The 20,008-nt window shown below is 72.9% G+C and carries 22 protein-coding genes and 1 pseudogene; 12 read left to right on the forward strand and 11 right to left on the reverse strand.

Going from position 1 to position 20,008, the window contains the following annotated elements; genetic code table 11:
* The first annotated feature begins 186 nt into the window (after positions 1-186).
* On the forward strand, positions 187-603 hold the full coding sequence (locus E1286_RS00615) for a hypothetical protein (protein ID WP_132608041.1): 417 nt from the start codon (positions 187-189) through the stop codon (positions 601-603).
* A gap of 293 nt (positions 604-896) precedes the next feature.
* Here the strand turns inward: E1286_RS00615 and E1286_RS00620 are convergent, their stop codons facing one another.
* Positions 897-2,102 carry an MFS transporter gene (locus E1286_RS00620; protein WP_132608043.1) on the reverse strand — a complete coding sequence of 402 codons (1,206 nt, stop codon included), beginning with the start codon at positions 2,100-2,102 and terminating at the stop codon, positions 897-899.
* Positions 2,103-2,192: 90 nt separating this feature from the next.
* Between E1286_RS00620 and E1286_RS00625 the strand changes: the two genes are divergently transcribed.
* The 10 genes from E1286_RS00625 to E1286_RS00670 all read left to right on the forward strand — a co-directional run bounded on the left by E1286_RS00625 (position 2,193) and on the right by E1286_RS00670 (position 9,715).
* Positions 2,193-3,188, forward strand: coding sequence for an ArsR/SmtB family transcription factor (locus tag E1286_RS00625; RefSeq protein WP_187368092.1), 996 nt, complete (start codon positions 2,193-2,195; stop codon positions 3,186-3,188).
* A gap of 34 nt (positions 3,189-3,222) precedes the next feature.
* Entirely contained in the window at positions 3,223-3,627 is a 405-nt protein-coding gene (locus E1286_RS00630) for an ArsR/SmtB family transcription factor (protein ID WP_132608045.1), read from the forward strand.
* Positions 3,627-4,532, forward strand: coding sequence for a cation diffusion facilitator family transporter (locus E1286_RS00635; protein WP_132608047.1), 906 nt, complete (start codon positions 3,627-3,629; stop codon positions 4,530-4,532). The genes E1286_RS00630 and E1286_RS00635 overlap by 1 nt, the downstream gene beginning before the upstream one ends.
* Before the next feature lie 157 nt (positions 4,533-4,689).
* Positions 4,690-5,154, forward strand: coding sequence for a fluoride efflux transporter CrcB (gene crcB / locus E1286_RS00640; RefSeq protein ID WP_132608049.1), 465 nt, complete (start codon positions 4,690-4,692; stop codon positions 5,152-5,154).
* On the forward strand, positions 5,151-5,495 hold the full coding sequence (locus E1286_RS00645; protein WP_132608051.1) for a DUF190 domain-containing protein: 345 nt from the start codon (positions 5,151-5,153) through the stop codon (positions 5,493-5,495). Before crcB (E1286_RS00640) ends, E1286_RS00645 begins: the two co-directional genes overlap by 4 nt.
* The gene (crcB, locus tag E1286_RS00650) at positions 5,492-5,866 is read left to right on the forward strand and encodes a fluoride efflux transporter CrcB (protein WP_132608053.1); all 375 of its coding nucleotides are present in this window, start codon (positions 5,492-5,494) and stop codon (positions 5,864-5,866) included. Before E1286_RS00645 ends, crcB (E1286_RS00650) begins: the two co-directional genes overlap by 4 nt.
* Before the next feature lie 155 nt (positions 5,867-6,021).
* Positions 6,022-6,222 carry a hypothetical protein gene (locus tag E1286_RS47430; protein ID WP_165969501.1) on the forward strand — a complete coding sequence of 67 codons (201 nt, stop codon included), beginning with the start codon at positions 6,022-6,024 and terminating at the stop codon, positions 6,220-6,222.
* Between the two features lie 254 nt (positions 6,223-6,476).
* A complete protein-coding gene (locus tag E1286_RS00660; protein WP_132608055.1) occupies positions 6,477-7,472 on the forward strand; it encodes an acetamidase/formamidase family protein in 996 nt (331 codons plus the stop codon).
* Positions 7,473-7,659: 187 nt separating this feature from the next.
* Positions 7,660-8,778 (forward strand): VanZ family protein, encoded by a 1,119-nt coding sequence (locus E1286_RS00665; protein ID WP_132608057.1) that lies wholly within the window; start codon positions 7,660-7,662, stop codon positions 8,776-8,778.
* Positions 8,779-8,812: 34 nt separating this feature from the next.
* Entirely contained in the window at positions 8,813-9,715 is a 903-nt protein-coding gene (locus tag E1286_RS00670) for a TIGR03619 family F420-dependent LLM class oxidoreductase (RefSeq protein WP_132608059.1), read from the forward strand.
* A 4-nt stretch (positions 9,716-9,719) separates the two neighbouring features.
* Here E1286_RS00670 and E1286_RS00675 read toward each other — a convergent pair whose 3' ends face one another.
* From E1286_RS00675 to E1286_RS00695, 5 genes are all read right to left on the reverse strand, one after another.
* Positions 9,720-10,130, reverse strand: coding sequence for a VOC family protein (locus E1286_RS00675; RefSeq protein ID WP_132608061.1), 411 nt, complete (start codon positions 10,128-10,130; stop codon positions 9,720-9,722).
* 10 nt (positions 10,131-10,140) lie between these two features.
* On the reverse strand, positions 10,141-10,587 hold the full coding sequence (locus E1286_RS00680; RefSeq protein ID WP_132608171.1) for a helix-turn-helix transcriptional regulator: 447 nt from the start codon (positions 10,585-10,587) through the stop codon (positions 10,141-10,143).
* Positions 10,588-10,683: 96 nt separating this feature from the next.
* The gene (locus E1286_RS00685; protein WP_132608063.1) at positions 10,684-11,835 is read right to left on the reverse strand and encodes a GEVED domain-containing protein; all 1,152 of its coding nucleotides are present in this window, start codon (positions 11,833-11,835) and stop codon (positions 10,684-10,686) included.
* An 86-nt stretch (positions 11,836-11,921) separates the two neighbouring features.
* Positions 11,922-13,097, reverse strand: a complete 1,176-nt coding sequence (locus tag E1286_RS00690) for an NAD(P)-binding domain-containing protein (RefSeq protein WP_342776145.1) — start codon at positions 13,095-13,097, stop codon at positions 11,922-11,924.
* Positions 13,098-13,133: 36 nt separating this feature from the next.
* A complete protein-coding gene (locus E1286_RS00695; RefSeq protein WP_132608067.1) occupies positions 13,134-14,294 on the reverse strand; it encodes a carboxylate--amine ligase in 1,161 nt (386 codons plus the stop codon).
* Between the two features lie 621 nt (positions 14,295-14,915).
* On the opposite strand from E1286_RS00695, the pseudogene E1286_RS51090 reads away from it, so the two are divergent.
* Positions 14,916-15,128 (forward strand): annotated as a pseudogene (locus E1286_RS51090) (glycosyl hydrolase); the annotation flags it as partial.
* Positions 15,129-15,325: 197 nt separating this feature from the next.
* Here E1286_RS51090 and E1286_RS00705 read toward each other — a convergent pair.
* From E1286_RS00705 to E1286_RS00725, 5 genes are read right to left on the reverse strand one after another with little or no spacing between them, the layout of a single operon-like run.
* Positions 15,326-16,549, reverse strand: a complete 1,224-nt coding sequence (locus E1286_RS00705; protein ID WP_132608069.1) for a glycosyltransferase — start codon at positions 16,547-16,549, stop codon at positions 15,326-15,328.
* Entirely contained in the window at positions 16,540-17,670 is a 1,131-nt protein-coding gene (locus tag E1286_RS00710) for a GNAT family N-acetyltransferase (protein WP_132608071.1), read from the reverse strand. The genes E1286_RS00705 and E1286_RS00710 overlap by 10 nt, the downstream gene beginning before the upstream one ends.
* A complete protein-coding gene (locus E1286_RS00715) occupies positions 17,667-18,221 on the reverse strand; it encodes a YveK family protein (protein ID WP_132608073.1) in 555 nt (184 codons plus the stop codon). The genes E1286_RS00710 and E1286_RS00715 overlap by 4 nt, the downstream gene beginning before the upstream one ends.
* Positions 18,218-19,318, reverse strand: a complete 1,101-nt coding sequence (locus E1286_RS00720; RefSeq protein ID WP_132608075.1) for a glycosyltransferase — start codon at positions 19,316-19,318, stop codon at positions 18,218-18,220. Before E1286_RS00720 ends, E1286_RS00715 begins: the two co-directional genes overlap by 4 nt.
* Positions 19,315-20,007, reverse strand: a complete 693-nt coding sequence (locus E1286_RS00725; RefSeq protein WP_132608173.1) for a polysaccharide deacetylase family protein — start codon at positions 20,005-20,007, stop codon at positions 19,315-19,317. Before E1286_RS00725 ends, E1286_RS00720 begins: the two co-directional genes overlap by 4 nt.
* Position 20,008 lies beyond the last annotated feature (1 nt).

A 20,008-nucleotide genomic window follows, 5' to 3' on the forward strand; every position in this document is an offset into this window, starting at 1 on the left:
TCGGTTTTGACGGGTTGTTTGGGCTTGAAGAGGTAACTGAGAAGATCCGTATGGGTATGTCTGCTCGCGTCTGAGTCTTTCGCTGAAATGGCGGATGCCAGATTTCATGCCGATCTATCCATGAACGGAAAAAAGAACGTGAATACTGAAAGTCGGCGGCCACGAATGCCGCGCCATGGGCGTTTCGTGGCACTAGCTCTCACCGGCGCGGTCGCCGGTGTCATGTTCCTTCCGCTCGGCCAGGCGGTGGCCGGAGCCTCCACGGGCTTCCCGGCCGTCGAGGCCGGCGGGCCGCCGCCGCAGCCGGCCAAGGCCGCTCCTCGCCCGGCGCCGCGCGCCAAGCCGAGGATCGTGACGCGCGTCCGTAAGGAGAAGCCCGTCATCGTCATGCCTCCGCGGCACCGCCACCACAGGCACCACCGCAACATCGAGGCCTTCATCGAGAACGACAACTTCAACAAGGGTCATCACAGGCACCACCGCCACGACAGGCGCGACAGGCACGACTTCCACCGTCACCACTTCGACACCATGCCCGCGGAAGAGATCGAGGACGAGCTCGAGCCCGAGGGCGACGTCGAGATGAACGACGGCCTCAACTAACCGAGCAATAAGGGCAAATGGCGCAATTGGCGCCGACTGCTGATATCAAGGTCGGCGCCAGCGAAAAATCGCCGGCACCCTTACCGATAACAGTGACGAATACGGCGCGCGTCGCCGGAACGCACCACCCTCGCAACGGAGCTGTCGTGGATCCACGATCCGCGGCAGCTCCGTCATGCTGAAACGGACATTTCCTTGCTGTGAAACGCTGAGCGGCGCCGAGCTCGACATCCACATCGGCGAGAAGGACTGCTGGGACAAGGGCTACGGCACCGAGGCAGGACTGACGCCTGTCAACGGCTCTGCCGGATCGCCCGGATCAGGATGGGAGCGGCGGCGAGCAGGGCGAGCGCTCGGAGGGCGGCCGAGACGAGGTAAGGCGCGCGCAGCCCCAGCGCGTGCGCCACCAGGCCGCCGGCCAGCGCGCCGAGCGGCATCAGGCCCCAGCCGAGCATCCGGTAGACGCTGTTCACCCGGCCGAGCATCTCCGACGGCACGCTCTCCTGCCGCAGGCCGACGGTCACGATGTTCCACAGTGTGGTGACGAAGCCGTTGACGGCGAGCAGGGCGCCGAGCACGAACGCGTTCGGGCTGAGGCCGATCCCCGCGAAGACCGCCACGTTCGTGACCAGGGCGGCGAGCAGCGCGGGGAGGGCGCCTGTCCGTTCGACGAGGCGGGCGTTGACCAGGGCGCCGAGCAGGCTGCCGATCGCGGCGGCGGCGAGCAGCAGGCCGAAGACGCGCGGGCTGAGGGCCAGCGTCTGGGTCGCCAGCAGGACGAGGGTCGCGTTGGCCAGCTGACCGCAGAAGTTGTTGACCCCGACCAGGATCGCGAGGGTGCGCAGCAGCCGGTGCCGGGCCAGCCGGCGCAGGCCGTCCGCGATCGCCTTGCCCATGGGCGGACGCTGCCGGGGGCCGCCTCTCGGGAGCGTCGCCAGCAGCGCGGCGGCCAGCGCGAACGAGCCCGCCGCCAGTCCGTACGGGAGCGCCGCGGCGACCGCGAAGAGCAGGCTGCCGATCGGCGGTCCCGCGAACTGCAGGCCGATCGTGGTGATCGCCTGCTGGTGGCCGTTCGCCCGAGGCAGCAGGGGTTTGGCGACGAGGTCCGGCAGGTGCGCCTGGGCCGCGTTGCCGACGACGACGGCGCACGTCCCCAGCGCGAACGCGACGATCGCGAGCGCCGCGACGCCGACCTGGCCGAGCGCGACGAGGACCGCGACCACGCCGGCCACCGCGGCCTGCACGATCTGCGCCCGCCACAGCAGGCCGACGCGGTCGTACCGGTCGACGAGCGCGCCGATCGGCAACGACAGCAGCAACCACGGGACGTACGTCGCCGCGGACACGATCGACACGAGCCTGGGGTCCCGCGTGACCGCGACGGCCAGCAGGGGTACGGCCGCCGCGAACACCCCGTCCCCGACGGCCGCCACCCCCGTCGCCCACCTGAACCGCCAATAGTGCCCGGACAGCCGTGACCCGGCATCGGTAAGCGTCATGCCAGGAGCTTCACGCGCCATCTCCGGCCGACGACACCTTTCAGCCCACCGCTACACCTTCGCGTCAGGGTGGGGATCCATAATCCGTGCATGGCCCTGACGATCCATCTCGGTGTGGAGGAGCTGGCGGCGACCCGGTTCGCGGTGTCGCCGTTGTCGGAGACGGTGTCCTGTCTGCGGCAGCTGGGCGACCGCGACAGGCACGCGGTCCACCGGCCGTGGTTGCGGTGGGCGCTGGACGGCCTCGCCAGAGAGCCGCTCGACCTCCCGCACACCTGGCCGCTGCTGGTGAGCGAACGGCTGAACTGGCCGGAGTTCCTCGTTCCCGCCCCGCGCGGCGCGAGCACCTCCATCGATCAGGACCTGGCGGCCCTGTGCCGGACGAGTGCCGACCAGGTGAGGACCAGCCTGCGGCGGGTGTTCGGCGCGGAGCCGCCCGCGGCGGTCGCCGCGCTCGCCGCGGACCCGGAGGAGGGCCTGCGGAAGATCGCCGCGGAACTCCGCGTGGCGCACGACCGGCTCGTCGCGCCGCACTGGTCGCGGATCCGGGCCGTACTCGACGCCGACGTCGGCTACCGCGCCAGGCGGCTGGCCGCCGGCGGGGCGGCGCGGTTGTTCGCGGACCTCCACCCCGACCTGCGCTGGCGCGACGGACGCCTGCTGCTGGGAGGAGCGCGCTGGCGCTCCGCGATCACAGTGGACCGAGGCCCGGGCGGGCTGGTCCTCATGCCGGTCGCGCTCGGATCGCCGCACGTGCTGATCAAGAAGAGGACGTCCACGCAGACCACGGTGCGCTACCCGGCGCGGGGCGTCGGCACGTTGTGGACCGCGGGCACGCGGGCGCCGTCGGCCGGCGCGGTCCGGCTGCTCGGCCGGGCCAGGGCCGAGCTGCTGGAGGCGCTGCGTTCCCCGGCGACGACGACCGAGCTGGCGCGTAGGTTCGGCGTCACCCCGAGCGCGGTGTCGCAGCACCTCGGCGTGCTGCGCGACAGCGGGCTCGTCGCGCGGGAACGGTCCGGGCGGAGCGTCCTGTACCGGACGACCCCTCTCGGCGAGTCCCTGTGCGATCCGACGGGTACGTCTTGACACGCCGTCGCCGCCACGCCCTACTCTTGCTCATATGAAGAGTTCTTCAGACGTGCGCGTGGACGGGTGCACGGTCAAGGTCGTCGACGCCGACCGGGTCGCCGCCGTCTGTGAGCGCATGCCGCCCGCCGACGACCTGGCCGACACCGCCGACGTCTTCGGCCTGCTGTCCGACCCCAACCGGCTGCGCCTGCTGGTCGCCCTGCTGGACGGCGAGCTGTGCGTGTGCGACCTGGCCGCCGTGACCGGCCAGAGCGAGTCGGCCGTCTCCCACGCGCTGCGGCTGCTGCGCGCCCACCGCATCGTGGCCGCGCGCCGTTCGGGCCGGATGGCCTACTACCGGCTGGAGGACCCGCACGTACGGATGCTGCTCGACCTGGCGCTCGCCCACACCGAGCACACCGAGGCCATCCACCCCGAACGCGAAGGAGCCCCGTGATGGGAGCCGGTCACGGGCACGGTCACGGGCACGCTGGCGGCAGGCACCGCTGGCGGCTGGCCGTCTCGTTCGTGCTGATCGGCGCGTTCTTCGTGGTCGAGCTCATTTACGGCCTGATCTCCGGCTCGCTGGCGCTGCTGTCGGACGCCGGTCACATGGCCGCCGACGTGGTCACCCTGGGCGCGGCGCTGGTCGCGACCCGGATCGCGACCCGCCCCGACACCACCGGCCGGCGCAGCTACGGCTCCTACCGGGCCGAGGTGTTCGCATCGCTGCTGGCCGTCGTGCTGATGCTGGTGGTCGCGCTGTACGTGGTCACCGAGGCAGTCGGGCGCATCGGCCGCGCCGCCGAGGTCTCCTCGGGCCCGATGCTCGTCGTCGGCCTCGCCGGCCTGGCGGTCAACGTCGCCGCCCTGGTCCTGCTGCGCGCCGGCGCAGGCGAGAGCCTCAACGTCAAGGGCGCCTACCTCGAGGTCGTCGCCGACACGGCCGGCTCCGTCGGCGTCATCGCGGCCGGCTGGCTGATCGCCGTCACCGGCCAGAGCGTGTGGGACACCGTCATCGCCCTGGCCATCGGCGTCTTCGTCGCCGTACGCGCCGTCGCGCTCGGCCGCCAGGTCTTCGCCGTCCTCGGCCAGCACGTCCCCGAAGGCGTCGACGCCTCCGCCGTCGCGGCAGACCTGGCCGCCATCGACGGCGTACGCGACGTGCACGACCTGCACCTGTGGACGCTCACCTCCGGCATGAACGTCGCCACCGCCCACCTCGTCACCGCCGAGCTCAGCGACAATCACGCCGTCCTCGACCAGGCCAGGGACGTGCTGCGCCGCCGCCACGACATCGCGCACGCCACCCTTCAGGTCGAGCCCGCCGACCACCGCGGATGCGACGAACTCGGCTGGTGACCCCAGATAGGTATAGTTGCTGATGAACCTCCCTTTTCGAGGTCGCGGTGGTGGGGCCCACCGCCCCGTCGATCAGACCGACGGGCAACCGCGGCGCGAGGCCGCCAACGGTCCCTACCAGAGGTGATGTCGTGCTGCTGGTAGGAGGAACCCGAGAATGTCCCGTCCCGAAGTGGAACGTCCCGCCGATGTCCGCACACCGGCTCAGCGCCCGGCGCCGCGCCGGGTTCCCTGGCCGACGCTGGGGGTGATCGCGCTCGGCGGCGCGTCGGGCGCGCTGGCCCGCTACGGCCTCGGCGTCGCCTTCCCGCACCAGGCCGGGGCGTTCCCGTGGACGACGCTGGCCGTCAACGTCTCCGGATGCCTGCTGATCGGGGTGCTCATGGTGGCCATCACCGAGATCTGGTCCGCGCCCGGATGGGTACGCCCGCTGCTCGGCGTCGGCGTGCTGGGCGGATACACGACGTTCTCCACGTACGTCCTGGAAGCCCGCCGGCTGCTGGACGGCGGGGCGGCGCGCGCGGCGCTGGCGTACCTGGTGATCACCCCGGTGCTGGCGCTGGCCGCGGTCTGGGCGGGCAGCGCGGCGACGCGGGCCCTGAACCGCCGGAGGCGGGCATGAAACTGGCCGGAGCCGCCCTGCGGCTGACCATCTTCGTCGGTGACACCGACACCTGGCATCACCAACCGCTCCACCACGAGATCGTGCACCGGGCGCACGCGGCCGGGCTGGCCGGCGCGAGCGTGTTCCGCGGCGTGGAGGGCTACGGCGCCGCCAGCCGCATCCACACCACGCGCATCCTGTCGCTGTCGGAGGACCTGCCGATGGCGATCGTCATCGTCGACGAGGCCGAACGCATCCGCGCCTTCCTCCCCGAGCTGGACGAGCTGATGTCCGAGGGTTTGGTCGTCGTGGACGAGGTCGAGGCGATCCGCTACGTCGCCGACGGGACGTCCGGATGAACGGCCCGCTCGCCGTCGTGCTCGTGGCGGCCGGCGCGGCGATCGGCGCGCCGCTGCGCTACCTGGCCGACCGCTTCGTGCAGGCCCGCCACGACACGGTGTTCCCGTGGGGCACTTTCACCGTCAACCTGGCCGGGTCGGCGCTGCTGGGCTTCCTGGCCGCGCTGCCCGCCGACCCGGCGCTGATGACCGCCGCCGGGGTCGGGTTCTGCGGGGCGCTGACCACCTACTCCACGTTCGGCTACGAGACGCTGCGGCTGGCCCAGGAGGGCGCCCGGTTCGCCGCGGTCGCCAACGTCGCCGCCAGTGTGGCGGGCGGGCTGGGCGCGGGCGTGTGCGGGTTCGCACTCGCCCGCGCCCTGACCGGATGACGTCCTGGCGGACGCGGATGAAGATCGGGCCGGAGGAGAACCAGAGGTCCTCCCACAGGCTCTCCTTGCCGTCCGCCTCCGGCTTCATCTCGTCGGTGCCGGTGCCGCGCACCCGCAGGTAGCTGCCCTGGCCCACGTGGCGCAGGGCGTACCGGATGACGCAGTCCTGGCCCTGCCGCCGCCGGTCGTCCGGGCCGAAGCGGGCCACGACCTCGGTGGTGGGGTCGGTGTCGGCGTCGAGGTCGGCGCTCACGCCGGTGACCTGGCCGACGATCAGGTCGACGCGGCGCACCTCCGGAGAGCCGCCGTTCAGCGAGCCCGCCTGGTGGCCGGGGGCGCCCTCGAAGCCGACGTAGACGTCGGGCGCGACGTTGTTGCCGTTGCGGAACTCGCGTGGGGTGTCCTGGCCCCGCACGCCCAGGCCGGTCGCCGAGCGGGAGGCGTGGTGCGCGATCACCAGCGGCTTCTGCCGCATGCCGCGGGCGGCCTTGAGGAAACAGCGCCGGGGCGTCGAACTCCATGCCCCAGAACTGCAGGACTCGGGGCGAGAGATCGCGGCGCGGTATAAACGGGCGATACCGTGATGAAACCTGCCTGGAGGTCGACCTCCGTGATTTCCCCCCGTACCGCCGTCGTGCTGCCCACCACGAAGGAGACCGCGATCTGGGGATATTTCCCCACCGACCGGGCGCCAGTGTTGACCGTGGACTCCGGCACGATCGTCAGGATCGACGCCGTGAACCAGACCGGGGTGTCCGCGGCGGACGGGCCGGTCGCGTACTTCGAGGCGCTGGGCGTACCGGCCGATGAGGTGCTGCCCGAGCTGGCCGAGATCGCGCGGAACCCGCGCCCGGCGGGCTCCAGCGGCCACGTCCTCACCGGCCCCGTCGCGGTGCGGGGCGCCGAGCCCGGCGACGTCCTGGAGATCAGCATCCTCGACGTGTCCCCGCGCGTCCCGTACGGCGTGAACATCTCCGGCCCCGGCAGCGGCGTCTGCGGCGACCTGCTCGACACGGCCTCCACCCGCCTGCTCCGGCTGGACGGCGACGGCGGCCACTACGCCTTCGGGCACGGCATCGAGGTGCCGTTCCGGCCGTTCGCGGGGATCATGGCGGTCGCGCCGCCCACGTCGGCCGGCTTCGTCTCCGCCAACCCGCCGGACCGGTGGGGCGGCAACATGGACTTCCGCGACCTGGTCGCCGGCACCACGCTCTACCTGCCGGTCTTCCAGCCCGGCGGCATGTTCTACGTCGGCGACACCCACGGCGCGCAGGGACACGGCGAGGTGAACCAGACGGCCGTCGAGCACTCGATGGCGTTCACCGCCCGGTTCACCGTGCGCAAGGACCTGCACCTGGAGTGGCCCCGCGCGGAGAGCGACACGTACGTCTGGTGCATGGGCATCGACGCCGACCTCGACGTGGCGCTGCGGATCGCGGTCGAGGAGGCGGTCGGCTACCTGGTCGAGCACTCCGGCGGCGCGCTCACGACCGCCGACGCGTACGCGCTGTGCAGCATCGCGGTCGACTTCGTCGTCGCCGAGGCGGTCGACGGCAACAAGGTCATCGTCGCCTACATCGCCAAGCCCCTGCTGCCCCGGCGCTGAGCGCCGGGGCGGCGGTCACTCGGGGGAGTGGCGGCGGATCTCCTCCGGCCAGGCCAGCGGCACGCCAAGGGCCCCGGACAGGAGGTTGGCCACCGTGACAGGGGTTGGGCAAAAGTCGCAAAAAGGGATGAACTAGATTCGGCGCTCGAAAGTACCCACAGACGATCACGTACGGGGGAGCTGATCGTTGGCCGACCGGTTGTTGCCGGCCTTGCCGGCGTTGCTCGGCGGGGCGCTGCTGGCCGTCATCCTGTTCGTGCCGTTCGTCTTCCACAGCTACCGGCGGCGCGGTGAGGTGGGGTTCGGGCCGGCGCTGCTCGCCTTCGGCTTCCTGGTGTACGGGTTCGCCCTGGTCGCGTACACGCTGTTCCCGGTGCCGCGGGTCGACGGTGCGTGGTGCGCCGCGAACACGGCGATGAGCCACCCGCAGCTCGACCCGCTGCGTTTCCTCGACGACATCGCGCGGGAGCAGCGGACGCCGGGGCTGCGCGGGCTGCCGGCGAACCCGGCGGTGCAGCAGGTGGTGTTCAACGTGGCACTGTTCGTGCCGCTGGGCGCGTACATCCGGCACTACTTCCGGCGGGGCGTGGTGACCGCGGTGCTCGCCGGGGCCGCGGTGTCGTTGCTGATCGAGGTCACCCAGGTCACGGGGGACTGGTTCCTGTTCCCGTGCCCGTACCGGCTGTTCGACGTGGACGACCTGCTGGCCAACGGCCTCGGCGCGGGGGTGGGCGTCCTGTTCGCGCCGCTGCTGCACCTCCTCTATGGACGGCACGCCGCGCTCTCCCCGGAGGCCGCCCGCCCGGTCACCGCGAGGCGGCGGCTGCTCGGGATGCTGGTGGACCTGGCCGCCGTCTTCCTGCTCGGCGGCGTCCTCACCGCCGCACTCGACCTCGTCCTCCGGTACGGCTTCGACGTCCGTCCCGCCGAGCTGCCGTGGACCGCCGTGGCGCACTCGGCGCTCGACCCGGGGCTGCCCGCGTTGCTCCTGCTCGCCCTCCCTTCGCTGGGCCGGTCCCGCGCCACCCTCGGTCAGCACGCCGTACGGCTGCGCCGCACCCGCCCCGACGGCGCGCGGCCCGGCGCCCGCATCGTCCCCGCGCTGCTGTCCGGCGGCTTCGGCTACTGCCTGCTCATCGGCCTCGCCCCCTTCGCCCCGGCGGCCGGCGGCCTGGCCAACCTGCTCCTCCTCGCCACCCTGATCCTCGCCCTGCCCCGCCCCCACCGCGGCCTGTCCGGTCTGGTGGCGGGGCTGACCGTCACGGATTCCCGGCCCGGCGGGGGCGAGCGCGGGGAGGTGGCGTAGGTTCCGTCGCGTTTCCTCTGGGCTAGGAGTTCTGATGAAAATCGGTTTCACGCTTCCGCACCTGCACACGCAGGCGCACCAGATCGACAAGGCCGCCTACTTCGCCCGGGAGGCGGAGAACGCGGGCGCCGACAGTCTGTGGGTGGGCGACCGCAACTTCGCCGCGGTCAATCCGAAGGTGGGGGCCGGCGGGTTCGGCAACACGATCCCGGTCGAGTACAACACCCCGGCGGACCCGTTCGTGGTGCTCGGCGTGGCGGCGGCTGTGACGGAGCGGGTCAAGCTCGGCACCCACGTGCTCATTGCGCCCTTGTACCCGCCCGTTCAGCTGGCCCGGTCGCTGACGTCGATCGACCTGGTCAGCGGCGGACGTTTGATCCCGGGTTTCGGCATCGGCTGGTCGCCAGAGGAGTACGAGGCGACGGGGCTGGACTTCGCGACGCGCGGCGCCCGCCTGAACGAGCTCCTGGACGCCTTGGAGATCCTCTGGACGCAGGACCCCGCGGAGTACCACGGCCGGCTGATCGACCTGCCGCTGCACCACTCGCCGCTGAAGCCCGCCCAGCGTCCCCGGCCGCCGATCTACCTCGGCGGCTCGGCGGAGACCGCGCTGCGGCGCATCGGCCGGCGCGGTGACGGCTGGCTGCCCCTGTGCATCGTCCCCACCTTCGTGAGCGTCGAGATGATGCGGGCGCAGCGCGCGGTCATCGACGAGGCCGCGCGCGAGGCGGGCCGCGACCCGGCGGCGATCGACACGATCCTGCGCGTCAACGTCGACCGAGGCGTCCCGGCGGGCCAGATCGCGGACGCGGTCAAGTCGATCGGCGAGCAGACCGGCGTCGACCACTTCCTGATCGAGCTGACGTACCTGGCCGACACCGCCGAAGCCGCCCTCGACGTGGTGCACGACCTGATGCCCCACATCGAACGCGGCTGAGGCCTCAGGGGGTCTGGTTGATGCGCACCATGTTGCCCGCCGGGTCGCGGAACGCGCAGTCGCGGACGCCGTAGGGCTGGTCTGCCGGCTCCTGGACGACGTCCGCGCCGCTCGCCCGCACCCGCTCGAAGGTGCCGTCGAGGTCGGGGGTGGCGAGCACGATGGTCGCGTAGCTGCCCTTCGCCATCAACTCGGTGATCGTGCGCCGCTCGTCGTCGGACAACCCCGGGTCGATGGCCGGGGGCTCGAGGATGATCGACGTCTCCGGCTGGCCCACCGGCCCGACGGTGATCCAGCGCATGTTCTCGTAGCCCACGTCGTTACGCACCTCGAATCCCAGCGCGTCACGGTAGAAGGCGAGCGACTTGTCGGGGTCGTCGGCCGGCAGGAACGTCTGGTGGATGATGAGGTTCATGCTGACGAGGTTAGGTCGCGCGGGAGGCCGCCGCTTCTCGATTCCTGATCGGTCGCATGACCTGCTTGGCGACGCAGCTGGGGATGCCCTCGGCGTCTCCGGCGGCCAGCCGGCGGTAGGTGCTCGGCGACATGCCGACCACCTCGGAGAACCGCGTGCTGAAGGTGCCGAGCGACGAACACCCCACCGCGAAGCACACCTCGGTGACCGACATGTCACCGCGCCGCAGCAGGGTCATGGCCCGCTCGATGCGCCGGGTCATGAGATAGCTGTAGGGCGACTCGCCGTAGACGGCGCGGAACTGCCGGCTCAGGTGTCCGGCCGAGAGATGGACGCCGCGTGCCAGCGCCTGCACGTCCAGCGGTTGCGCGTACTCGCGGTCGATCCGGTCGCGGACGCGGCGCAGCAGGACGAGCTCGCGCAGGCGGGCGTCTTGGCTGCTGGTCACAGATGACAGCCTGCCCTGTGGACGGCCTCGCTGTCCACGCGGTGTCACAGGAGGTAGGTGATGCCCGGGCCCCAAGAGAGAGGCCCGGGCGTGCGAGGTGACGGGTCAGTGGTCGAGGCTGATGCGGTGGTCCTCGACCTCACCGCTGTCCGCCCAGCCGGTCGCCGTGCCCGTCGCCGTGCTTGTCGTCGCGGCGGACAGGCGCAGGCGCATCCAGGTGGGGCCGCTGCCGATCGGCCGCGGCGTGGCCCAGCGCAGCGTGGCGGTCGTCGCTCGCGCGGCGACCTGGACCGTGGCGCGCTCGTTGGGGTCGAAACGGCCGTCGCGGTCGAAGTCGATCCAGCCGGCGACGTTCGACGGGGATCCCGGCGTCACCGGGATCGCCAGCGTGTAGCTGCCCCCGTGGCCGCCGATCCTGGCCGGCGAGCCGGTCACCGCGTCGTCGGCGTCCGTGTCGGCGGTCAGGCCGCGCGGCGTCAGGCTCACCGTGTCGGGGTGGTCGGCGGTCGCCGTACGTCCCAGGAAGGAATCGCCGATCGCGTGGGAGGCGGCGCCGTACGAGGTGGGCGCGTCGGAGGCGTCCTCGGCCAGTGACAGCTTGAACGCCGCCCACAGCTGCGGGGTCGTCCCGCCGGTGCCGTAGCGCACGTCCCGCGCCCGCAGCTTGATCGTGAACGAGGTCAGCGTGCCGTTCAGCTTGACCGTGCCGCAGGTGTAGACGATCCCGCACGTCGTGGACGACACCGTGTACACCCGCTCCGGGGTGATCGAGGCGGACGTGACGTGGAACCCGGGGAAGCCCGCCGCCTTGCTGAAGGTGGGCTTGGCCGGCGCGCCGCTGACAAGATCGACGGCGGGCCAGTAGTCGTCGCGGGCGCGCACAGAGGTGCCCGACGAGCCGCCGGTGCCGAACACGTGCAGGTGCGGGTCGCGTACCGGCCTGGAGAAGGTGAACGTGAGCGTGGCCACGTCGCTCCAGCCGCCGCGCTTGACCGTGAAGCCCTCGTAGAGATCGACGAACCCGGCGGTCGCCTTGGCGTTGGCGGGGATGAGGTACTCGTCGGCGGGCGCCGCGGCGTTGGCGGCGGTGGCCTCGGCCGAGGCCACCCGCGTCTGCCCGATCATCGTCTTGCTCACGGTCACCTTCACCCCGGACGGGGTCAGGCCCGAGGCGGTCTTCGCCGAGTTGGTGAAGGTGGACGACGTGTCGGTGGATGACGTGTCCGCGACGGCCACACCTCCCAGAGCGACCGCCATCGCCGTAAAGGCGAATGTTCCACGAAGAATCATGCGTGCTGCCCCCGATTGATGATGTGTTGCGATACGAAGCTGGAGGGGATGGGTCAAGGTGACCGTGGTACGCGCAGGCGGTTCACGAGCCCCCTCGTCACCCGGCGGGCGGCGAAGTCACACCCGTAGACGAACCGCATGGCCGGTCCGAACGTGGCCGCCGCCGCCAGCCCGACCAGGTGGAGCCCCGCGACGGGCGTCTCGAAGACGGGGCTGAGTCGCGGCGCCGGGCTCGTCGCCGCCACCGCGCGCCGCAGGCCGTCGTCGAGCACACGCAGCCTGGCCAGGTCCACCCGGTAGCCGGTCGCCGCGATGACGTGCTCGGTGTCCAGCGTGGTGGCCGTCCCCGACCAGTCGTGAAGGTGCAGCCGGACCCCGTCGCCGTGCTCGGCGGCCGCCAGCCGCGCGCCCAGGATCACCGGTACGGCGCCGTCGAACCGCCCGCGCAACCACCAGGATCCCGCCGGCCCGAGCGCGGTGCGTACGACGTGCCCCCGCGCCCGCTCCGGCAGGTACCGGAACGCGCCCGGCACCCGCGCCCAGGCCAGCGAACGCCAGCCGCGCCCGAGCCCGGACCGCGGCGCGAGCAGGCGGGACACCGTGGAGGGCCGCGCGACGGGCACGTCGTTCCACGCCAGCGCGCCCCTCCGGGTGACGACCCGGACGCTCGCCCCGGCCTCCGCCAGCAGCGTCGCCGTCTCCAGCGCGGACTGTCCCGCGCCCAGCACGGTCACGTCCCGGCCCGCGAACCGGCCGAGGTCGTGGTGGTCGGAGCTGTGTGAGACCGCCTCGGGCGGCAGCCCCACGAGTGGGTCCGGGCGGTGCGCGAACGGCAGGAAGCCCACGGCCATGACGACCGTCCTGGCCAGCACCTGCTCGCCCTGCGACAGGGTGAGCGCGAACGACCCGCCCTCGACGCCGACGGCCGTCACGTCCGATTCCCGCAGGGCCGATCCGACCGCCCGCTCCTGGAACCACCGGCCGTAGCCGACGAACCGCTCCACCGGCACCGGCTCGCCGTAGGAGCAGGGGTGGAAGGCGTCGAGCCCGTGCCGGCGTTCCGGGTCGGCGAGATGCGACGCGTCCGGCTCGGATTTCAGCAGCATTCCCCTGGGCATGTTTTTTTCCCACGCCCGCATGGGCGTGCCGAATACCCGTGCGTCCAGCCCTGCATGCAATGCGTGTGCGGCCACGGAGAGCCCGTACGGGCCCGCGCCCACAATCGCCACGTCGATGATCGGAGTACGCAATTCTCCTCCACAGTGCTATTTCCGGGAGCGGGTGAGCCGGGCGAGAACGCGCTTTGTCGTCTGCCCGGCCATGGCCGCGAACGGGTGGGGATCGTCGGCCGCCAGCCAGGCCAGCTCGTCGGCCGTGGCCAGCGCCCGCAGGGCCTTCGGGCCCCCGGTGAACAGGTCGTAGTTCTCCACCGCGTACGTCCGGCCGTGCGCCGCAGGTCCGCGCGGCGTCCAGCGGCCGGTCAGGTGCAGGTGCGCGGCCCGGACCAGGTCCAGGCCGCCGCCGTCGGTGAACAGCCGGAACTGGGCGCCGAGCCTGGGGTTGCAGTCGAGCAGGTAGTAGACGTCCTCGGCCGCGTCGTAGCGGAAGTCGATGTCGAGGACGCCCCGGTAGCCGACCTTGGCGGCCAGCTCGTGGGCCGTGCGCTCGACCTCCGGGTTGCGCAGCCAGCGCCCGTACGTCGTGAGCCCCGCGCCCTTCGGGTAGGCGCGCTCCTTGCGCCCGGCGCCGTCGTACAGGCTCTGCGCGTGCTCGTCGAAGTAGCCGTGGAAGAACCAGTCGCAGTCGGGACCGCCCCGCACGTACCGCTGGAAGAGCAGGTCACGGCCGCGTACGTGGCGCAGCAGGCGCACCACCTGGCGTGGGTGCCCGACGAGCGTGGTGTTGCGCAGCCCGAGACCGGGCGGCAGCAGCCACGGCTGGGCCCACTTGGCGACCAGCGGCAGCCCGAAGTCGGCGACGGCGGCCGTGGCGTCGCGTTCGCCGGTGATCAGCCGGGTCTCCGGCTGGGCGATCCCCAGCCCGGCACAGAGCTCGGCCAGCAGCCGCTTGTCCGCCAGCGTCCGCGGCAGCCCCGGCTCCTGCTCGGGCAGCAGGTAGTACGGCCGCAGCTCGGCCGCGTGCTCGGCGACGGCGATGGCGCCCGCGTCGTCCAGCGCCAGCAGCACCGCCCGGCGCCCGATGCGGCCGGCCACCTCCCGCAGCGCGCCGACGACGTCCAGGTCGCGCGGCCAGGTGTGCACGCGGGCCAGATATCGGGACCGGGCGGCCGGTTCGCCGCCGTGGGGGACCAGCCCGTGCACCTCCACTCCCGCCCTGCCGAGCGAGCGAATGGCGCCGAGCGTCCCGTGGTGAAACATATTGGAGTCCAGCCGCAGTACGAGCGCCGGGACGGTGCAATCGAGCATGGTTTTACGTTCTGCTCCTTCGCGGAATTCTATGGATCGGGCAATTCGCGAGTCGGATATCCCGGCAGCCGTCGCACCCGGTGTAGGCAATGAGGAAAACGCAGCGATGGGGGGTGTGCGGTGGCGAGAGCGAGGATTGTCCTGCACATTGCCATTGCTGCCGTCACGGCGGCGGTGGCAGCGGCATGGCTCGGTTTCGGTGAATGGCTCGGCTTCGACGAGCAGGAGGGCCGCGCGCGGGACGCCGGATCCGGGCCGGCGGTGGGCGTCTTCCTCGCCTCCGACGAGCGCGGGACGCGCGATCTGCCCGGGTTCGAGTCGTGGCTGAGCCGCGAGGTGACGGTGGGGCGCACGTATCTGCCGGGCGAGCGCTGGGAGTCGGTCCAGGGCCCCGCGTTCGTCCTCGATCCCTGGCTGCGCTGGAAGGCCGCGGCTCCAGGCCGGGTCCTGGCGCTGAACGTGCCGATGGTCGCCCCCAACGAGGTGGGGATGCCCGACTACGCGGTGTCGCGGGAGCTCGCGGCGGGAGCGAGTGGCGTGCGCGACCGTCTCTTCGCCGAGCTGGCCCACAGGCTCGTCGCCGGCGGCGGGGCCGACACGATCATCGTGCTCGGCTGGGAGATGAACGGCACCACGTACTCCAGCAGGTGCGCGCCGAACCCGCCGGCGTGGAAGGAGTACTGGCGGCGCATCGTGGCGACCATGCGCGCCACACCCGGCCAGCAGTTCCGCTTCGACTTCGCGCCCAGCCGCGGGCACGACGCGATCCCGTGGACGGAGTGCTACCCGGGCGACGACGTCGTCGACATCATCGGCATGGACACCTACGACCAGGGCCCGGGCGACGACTTCTCCGACTACGTCAACCAGCCGTACGGGCTGCGGGCGCAGGCCGAGTTCGCCGCCGAGCGGGGCAAGCCCATCTCCTTCCCGGAGTGGGGCTTGTTCCGCTACGGCGACCGTCCCGAGTTCGTCCGCGACATGCTCGACTGGATCGAGCGTCACAACGTGGCGTATCACTCGATCACCGACTACTGTCCCCATGGCGTCTGGCAGTGCCCGTCGAACCCGCGTTCGGCGGAGGAGTTCCGCCGGCGGCTGTGGGTCGAGCCGTCACCCGAGCAGACCGCGGCGCCCGCGCCCGATCCCGATCCGGTGGCGACGCCCAGCGTGTGCCCCGAGAGCGAGTCCAGCGCCTCCGACACGTCGAACCCGGAGGCCAGCGACGCGGCGGCCACGCCCTCGGCGGCGGCCAGCGCGGGCTGCTCCAGCCGCATCAGCAGCGCCTCGGCCAGCGCCGCGCCGTCCCCTGGGGAGACGGCCGCGCCGACGCCGGAGGTCACCAGCTCGGCCAGCCCGGGCACCGCGGAGGCGACCAGCGACCTGCCCGAGGCGAGTGCCTCCAGCGCGGTGAGCGGCAGCCCCTCCCAGCGCGACGGCAGCACCACCACGTCGGCCGCGGCGTACCAGGAGGCGACGTCGGAGGAGGGGCCGGCGAAGTGAACCCGGGGCACGGCGCGTGAACGCAGCGCGCCGAGCAGCGGGCCGTCGCCGACGACCGCCAGCCGGGCCAGCCCGTTGCGGGCGGCGACCCGCTCCCATGCCGACAGCAGCAGGTCCTGGCCCTTCTGGCGGGTGACCCGGCCGACGCAGACGGCGAGCGGCGTCTCGCCGGCGATGCCGTGGCGGGCGCGGGCCGCCGCCCGCTCCCGCTCGCCGGCGGGGCGGAAGCGGCGCAGGTCCACGCCGTTGCGGACCACGACGAGGTCGCCACGCAGGCCGTGGCGCCGGGCCAGGGCGGCCTCGTCCGCGCCGACGCAGACGATCTTGTCCGTCCAGCGGGCCGCCAGCCGTTCCCAGCCGAGGGCCGCGCGGGCGGCGGCGCCGCGTACGGCCAGCCACGACCAGCCGTGCGGCTGGAACAGCGTCGGCACCCGGCCCCTGACCGCCAGCCTGCCGGTCAGCCCGGCCTTGGACGAGTGCAGGTGCACGACGTCCGGGCGGAAGAGGCGGACGATCTGCCACAACCGCGCGGCCTGGGCGGCGTCGCCGATCCCGGGCGCGCGCCGGGCCGTCCAGTCCAGGTGCGGCACGCCGAGCGCGTCCAGCTCGCGGGCCAGCGGGCCGGTGCGCGGGCAGGCGACCGCCACCGGCCAGCCGCGCCGGGCCTGGTCGGCGACGGCCGTGGCGACGTACGCGCCCACCCCCCCGTCCACCGGCTGCGTGACGTGCAGAACTCTCGGTGTCACCGCCATGACGCGACCTTCTGCACGAGGCGCGGGCAGCGCCGCTTCACCAGGTCGCGGCCGGCCGCGCGCATCCGGGCGGTGGCCGCGTAGGCGGCGGCGCGCACGCCGCGGCCGAGCAGCACCCGCTGGTTGGCGACGGCCTCGCACTCCCACTTCGCCTTGTACGGCTCGTCGCCGCGCAGCAGGCTGAGCACCGGCTTGCCGAGCCGGTGGGCCATCGTCAGGTTCTGCCGCAGCAGCATCATCAGGACATCGGCCTCGGCCCGCAGGTCGGGGTGGGCGCCGTACAGGTAGCCGCCCACGAAATCCTTGCCGATCACCGTGAAGTCGCAGGCCAGCAGCCGCCCGCCGATCCGGAACTCGGCCAGGGCGGCGTGGCCGTCCGCCACCATCGACTGCGCGGCCCGGGTGAGGTGCTCGCGGAAACGCGGGTGCGTGTGGTGGGTGTTGATGGGCCGGCTCTCCCACTGCAGGGCGTGCAGGCGCACCAACTCGGCCATCGTGTGCTCGGCCCGGTCGGCCCCGACGGGCGTCACCGACAGGTCGAGGGTGTCGAGCTTGCGCAGCGCCGAGCGCAGCCGGCGCGCCCGGCTCGCCTTCAGCCCGGCGAGCACCTGGTCGACCGGGCGTCCGGGCAACTGCAGGCAGGTGGAGGCGGGCAGCGTCCAGGACCGGCCGTCCCAGAGCTCGGCCAGGCGGCGGATCGCCGCGCCGGGCCGCGCCTCGGGCACGTCGATGACGTCCCAGCCGGGCTGGGCCAGCAGGCCGGCGCGCAGTTCGAGCAGGCCGGCGTCGTCCTCGGCGTCGTCCACCACGATGTCGGTGAAGTCCGACTGCTCCCCGCCGACGGGGGTGAGCACCCGGCAGCCCATCCGGTGCTCCAGCCGGAACGGCGCCGCCGCCACCAGGCGGCCGTCCCGGCGGGCCAGGAACACGCGCAGCCGCCCCGAAACGCCGTAGACCCGCCACCAGGAGCACAGCCAGCCGTACGACTGGAACGGCGTGGCGGCCGAGCTGCGGGCGTACAGGTCGGCCCACTCCGCCGACAGCGCGGCCAGGTCCTCGCCCTTGGTGATGACCTGCACCGCCAGCCGGGCTCTTGAGGTCCGCGAGGTGGTGCCGGTCACGCGTGCGCTCCCCTCAGCACGGCCGCCGGCTCACGGCGGGCGAACGGCCCGGCCAGCCGGACGAGACCGGTCACCAGCGCGGCCGCGCAGCCTCCCGCGGCCATGCTCACCAGCGGGATCGGGGAAGAGGGGCGGGACGGGGCCAGCGCCTCGGCGAAGGACGCGAGCCGGACGCGGGTGTCAGTGGCGTGGGTGTTGGCGTACCTGATCAGCGCGGCGGCGGCGCTGTTGGCGCGCTCGGCCGCCTCCGACCCGGTGGGCGCCTCGGACGTCAGCCGCACCAGCGGGGCGTCGGGCGAGGCCGCCACGCTGAGCGCGTCCTGCTCGGCCTGGTCGGTGGTGAGCAGGCCGGGGTGGCCGGCGATCCTGGCGTACGCGGTGGCGAAGTGGGCCGCCTGCACCGGGTCGACCCCCGACACCACGACGTAGGCGTCCGCGGCGTAGACGGCGTCCCTCGCCATGGCGTACGCCAGGCCGCCCAGCGCCCCCACCGTCAGGGACAGCACGAGCCACCATCGCGAGAGCCGGCCGGTGATCCGGGTCAACGTCATCGTTCCTTCTCCGTGGGTGAGGCGCCCAGCAGGCGCAGATAGAGCGACTCCAGTTGCTCCGCCTGGCGGCGGACGTCGTAGAAGCGGACGGCGTCGGGCGGGGCCAGCCTGGCGGGCGGGCTTGCGGCGAGCGCGGACAGCTCCGCGGCCAGCAGGTGTGGCGGGACGCGCCGCGCACCCGGGGCCGAGCCCGGCGGCAGGTCGTCGACGGCCGGGCAGGAGTCGTACAGGACCGGCAGGCCGCTGGCGAGCGCCTCCACCACGGCGAGGCCGAACGTCTCCTCCGCCGAGGGCGCGACCAGCACGTCCATCGCCGACAACAGGGCCCGCACGTCGAGCGACTCGCCCGCGAAGACCACCCGCCGGTCGACCCCCAGCGCGCGGGCCTGGTCCCGCAGCCGTGCCTCGCACGTGCCGGAGCCGACCAGGAGCAGGGTCGCGCGGCCGAGCGACGGCATCGCCGCGACCAGCCGGTCGAAGCGCTTGACCGGCTCCAGGCGGCCGACCCCGCCCACCACGAACGCGTCCTCCGCCAGGCCCAGCCGCTCCCGGGCGCTCCGGCGCAGCCCGGCGTCGAAACGGTACGCGGCGCCGTCGAGGCCGTTCGGGATGACGACCATGCGCCGGCGCGGGACGCCCCACGCCGCCAGCCGCTCCACCACCGACGGCGAGACGGCCACCGTGCGGTGCCCGAGCCGCTCGCTGGCCAGGTAGAGCGCCCTGACGGGGCGGGTGAGGCGGCGGCCCTCGATGTGCCGGTGGCCGATGGAGTGCTCGGTGGCCACGATCGCCGGGACGTTCGCCAGCCGCGCGGCCAGCCTGCCGTACACGCAGGCGCGGTAGAGATGGGTGTGCACCACGTCGTAGCGGCGCCCGCGCATCAGCCGGGCCAGCCGGCCGACGGCGCGCACGTCGCGGTTGCCGCGCATGCCGACGTGGTGCACGGGCACGCCGGCGCGTTCGATGGCCTCCGCCAGCGCGCCGTGCCCGGTGAGCACCGCGACCTCGCAGCTCGCCCGCAGGTGCGGCAGGAGCGAGCGCAGCTGCTGCTCCGCGCCGCCGGCCGCCAGCCCGGTGATGACGTGCAGGACCTTCACCGTGCCCACCGCACCCGGTGCCGCGCCCGCTTCGCCCACAGCCGCAGCGCGCCGTCCCGCTCGCCGACGTACGTACGCGGCAGTGCGTGCGTGCCGGTGACCGGCGACCTCCAGATCGCGCAGGCGTAGGAGTAGCCCGCCCGGCGCACGGCCTCCGCCTCGCGCTCGGCGACGTGCCCGTACGGGTAGCAGAACCCGCTGACCTCCAGGCCGAGGACGTCCTCCAGCGCCTTCTTGCTGTCGGCCACCTCGTGCCGCAGGTCGGCGTCGCTCAGCCCGGTCAGCGACCGGTGGCCGGCCGAGTGGGAGCCGACCTCCATGCCCTGCATGGCCGCCCAGCGCATGCCCTCGGCGTCCATGAGCGCCTTGCGCGGGGCGCCGGCGTCCCAGACGTTGAGCTCGCCGAGCAGGCCGGAGACCACGAAGACCGTCGCCGTGAACCGCAGCCGGAGCAGGACGGGCACGACCTCGCCGATGAAGTCGGCGTACCCGTCGTCGAAGGTGAGCCCGACCAGGCCGCCCGCGTTCCCCGCCGCCCGGGCGCGCAGCAGCTCGCGCATCGACACGCCGGTCAGCCTCCGGTCGGCCAGCCAGCGCAGCTGCTGGGCGAAGCGGGCGGGGGAGACCGTGATGTGCAGCGGGTCGCTGTCGCACTTCTCCACGGAGTGGTACATGAGCACGTACGGCATG

Source organism: Nonomuraea terrae, assembly GCF_004348995.1.
In the GTDB taxonomy this organism is placed as follows: Bacteria; Actinomycetota; Actinomycetes; order Streptosporangiales; family Streptosporangiaceae; genus Nonomuraea; species Nonomuraea terrae.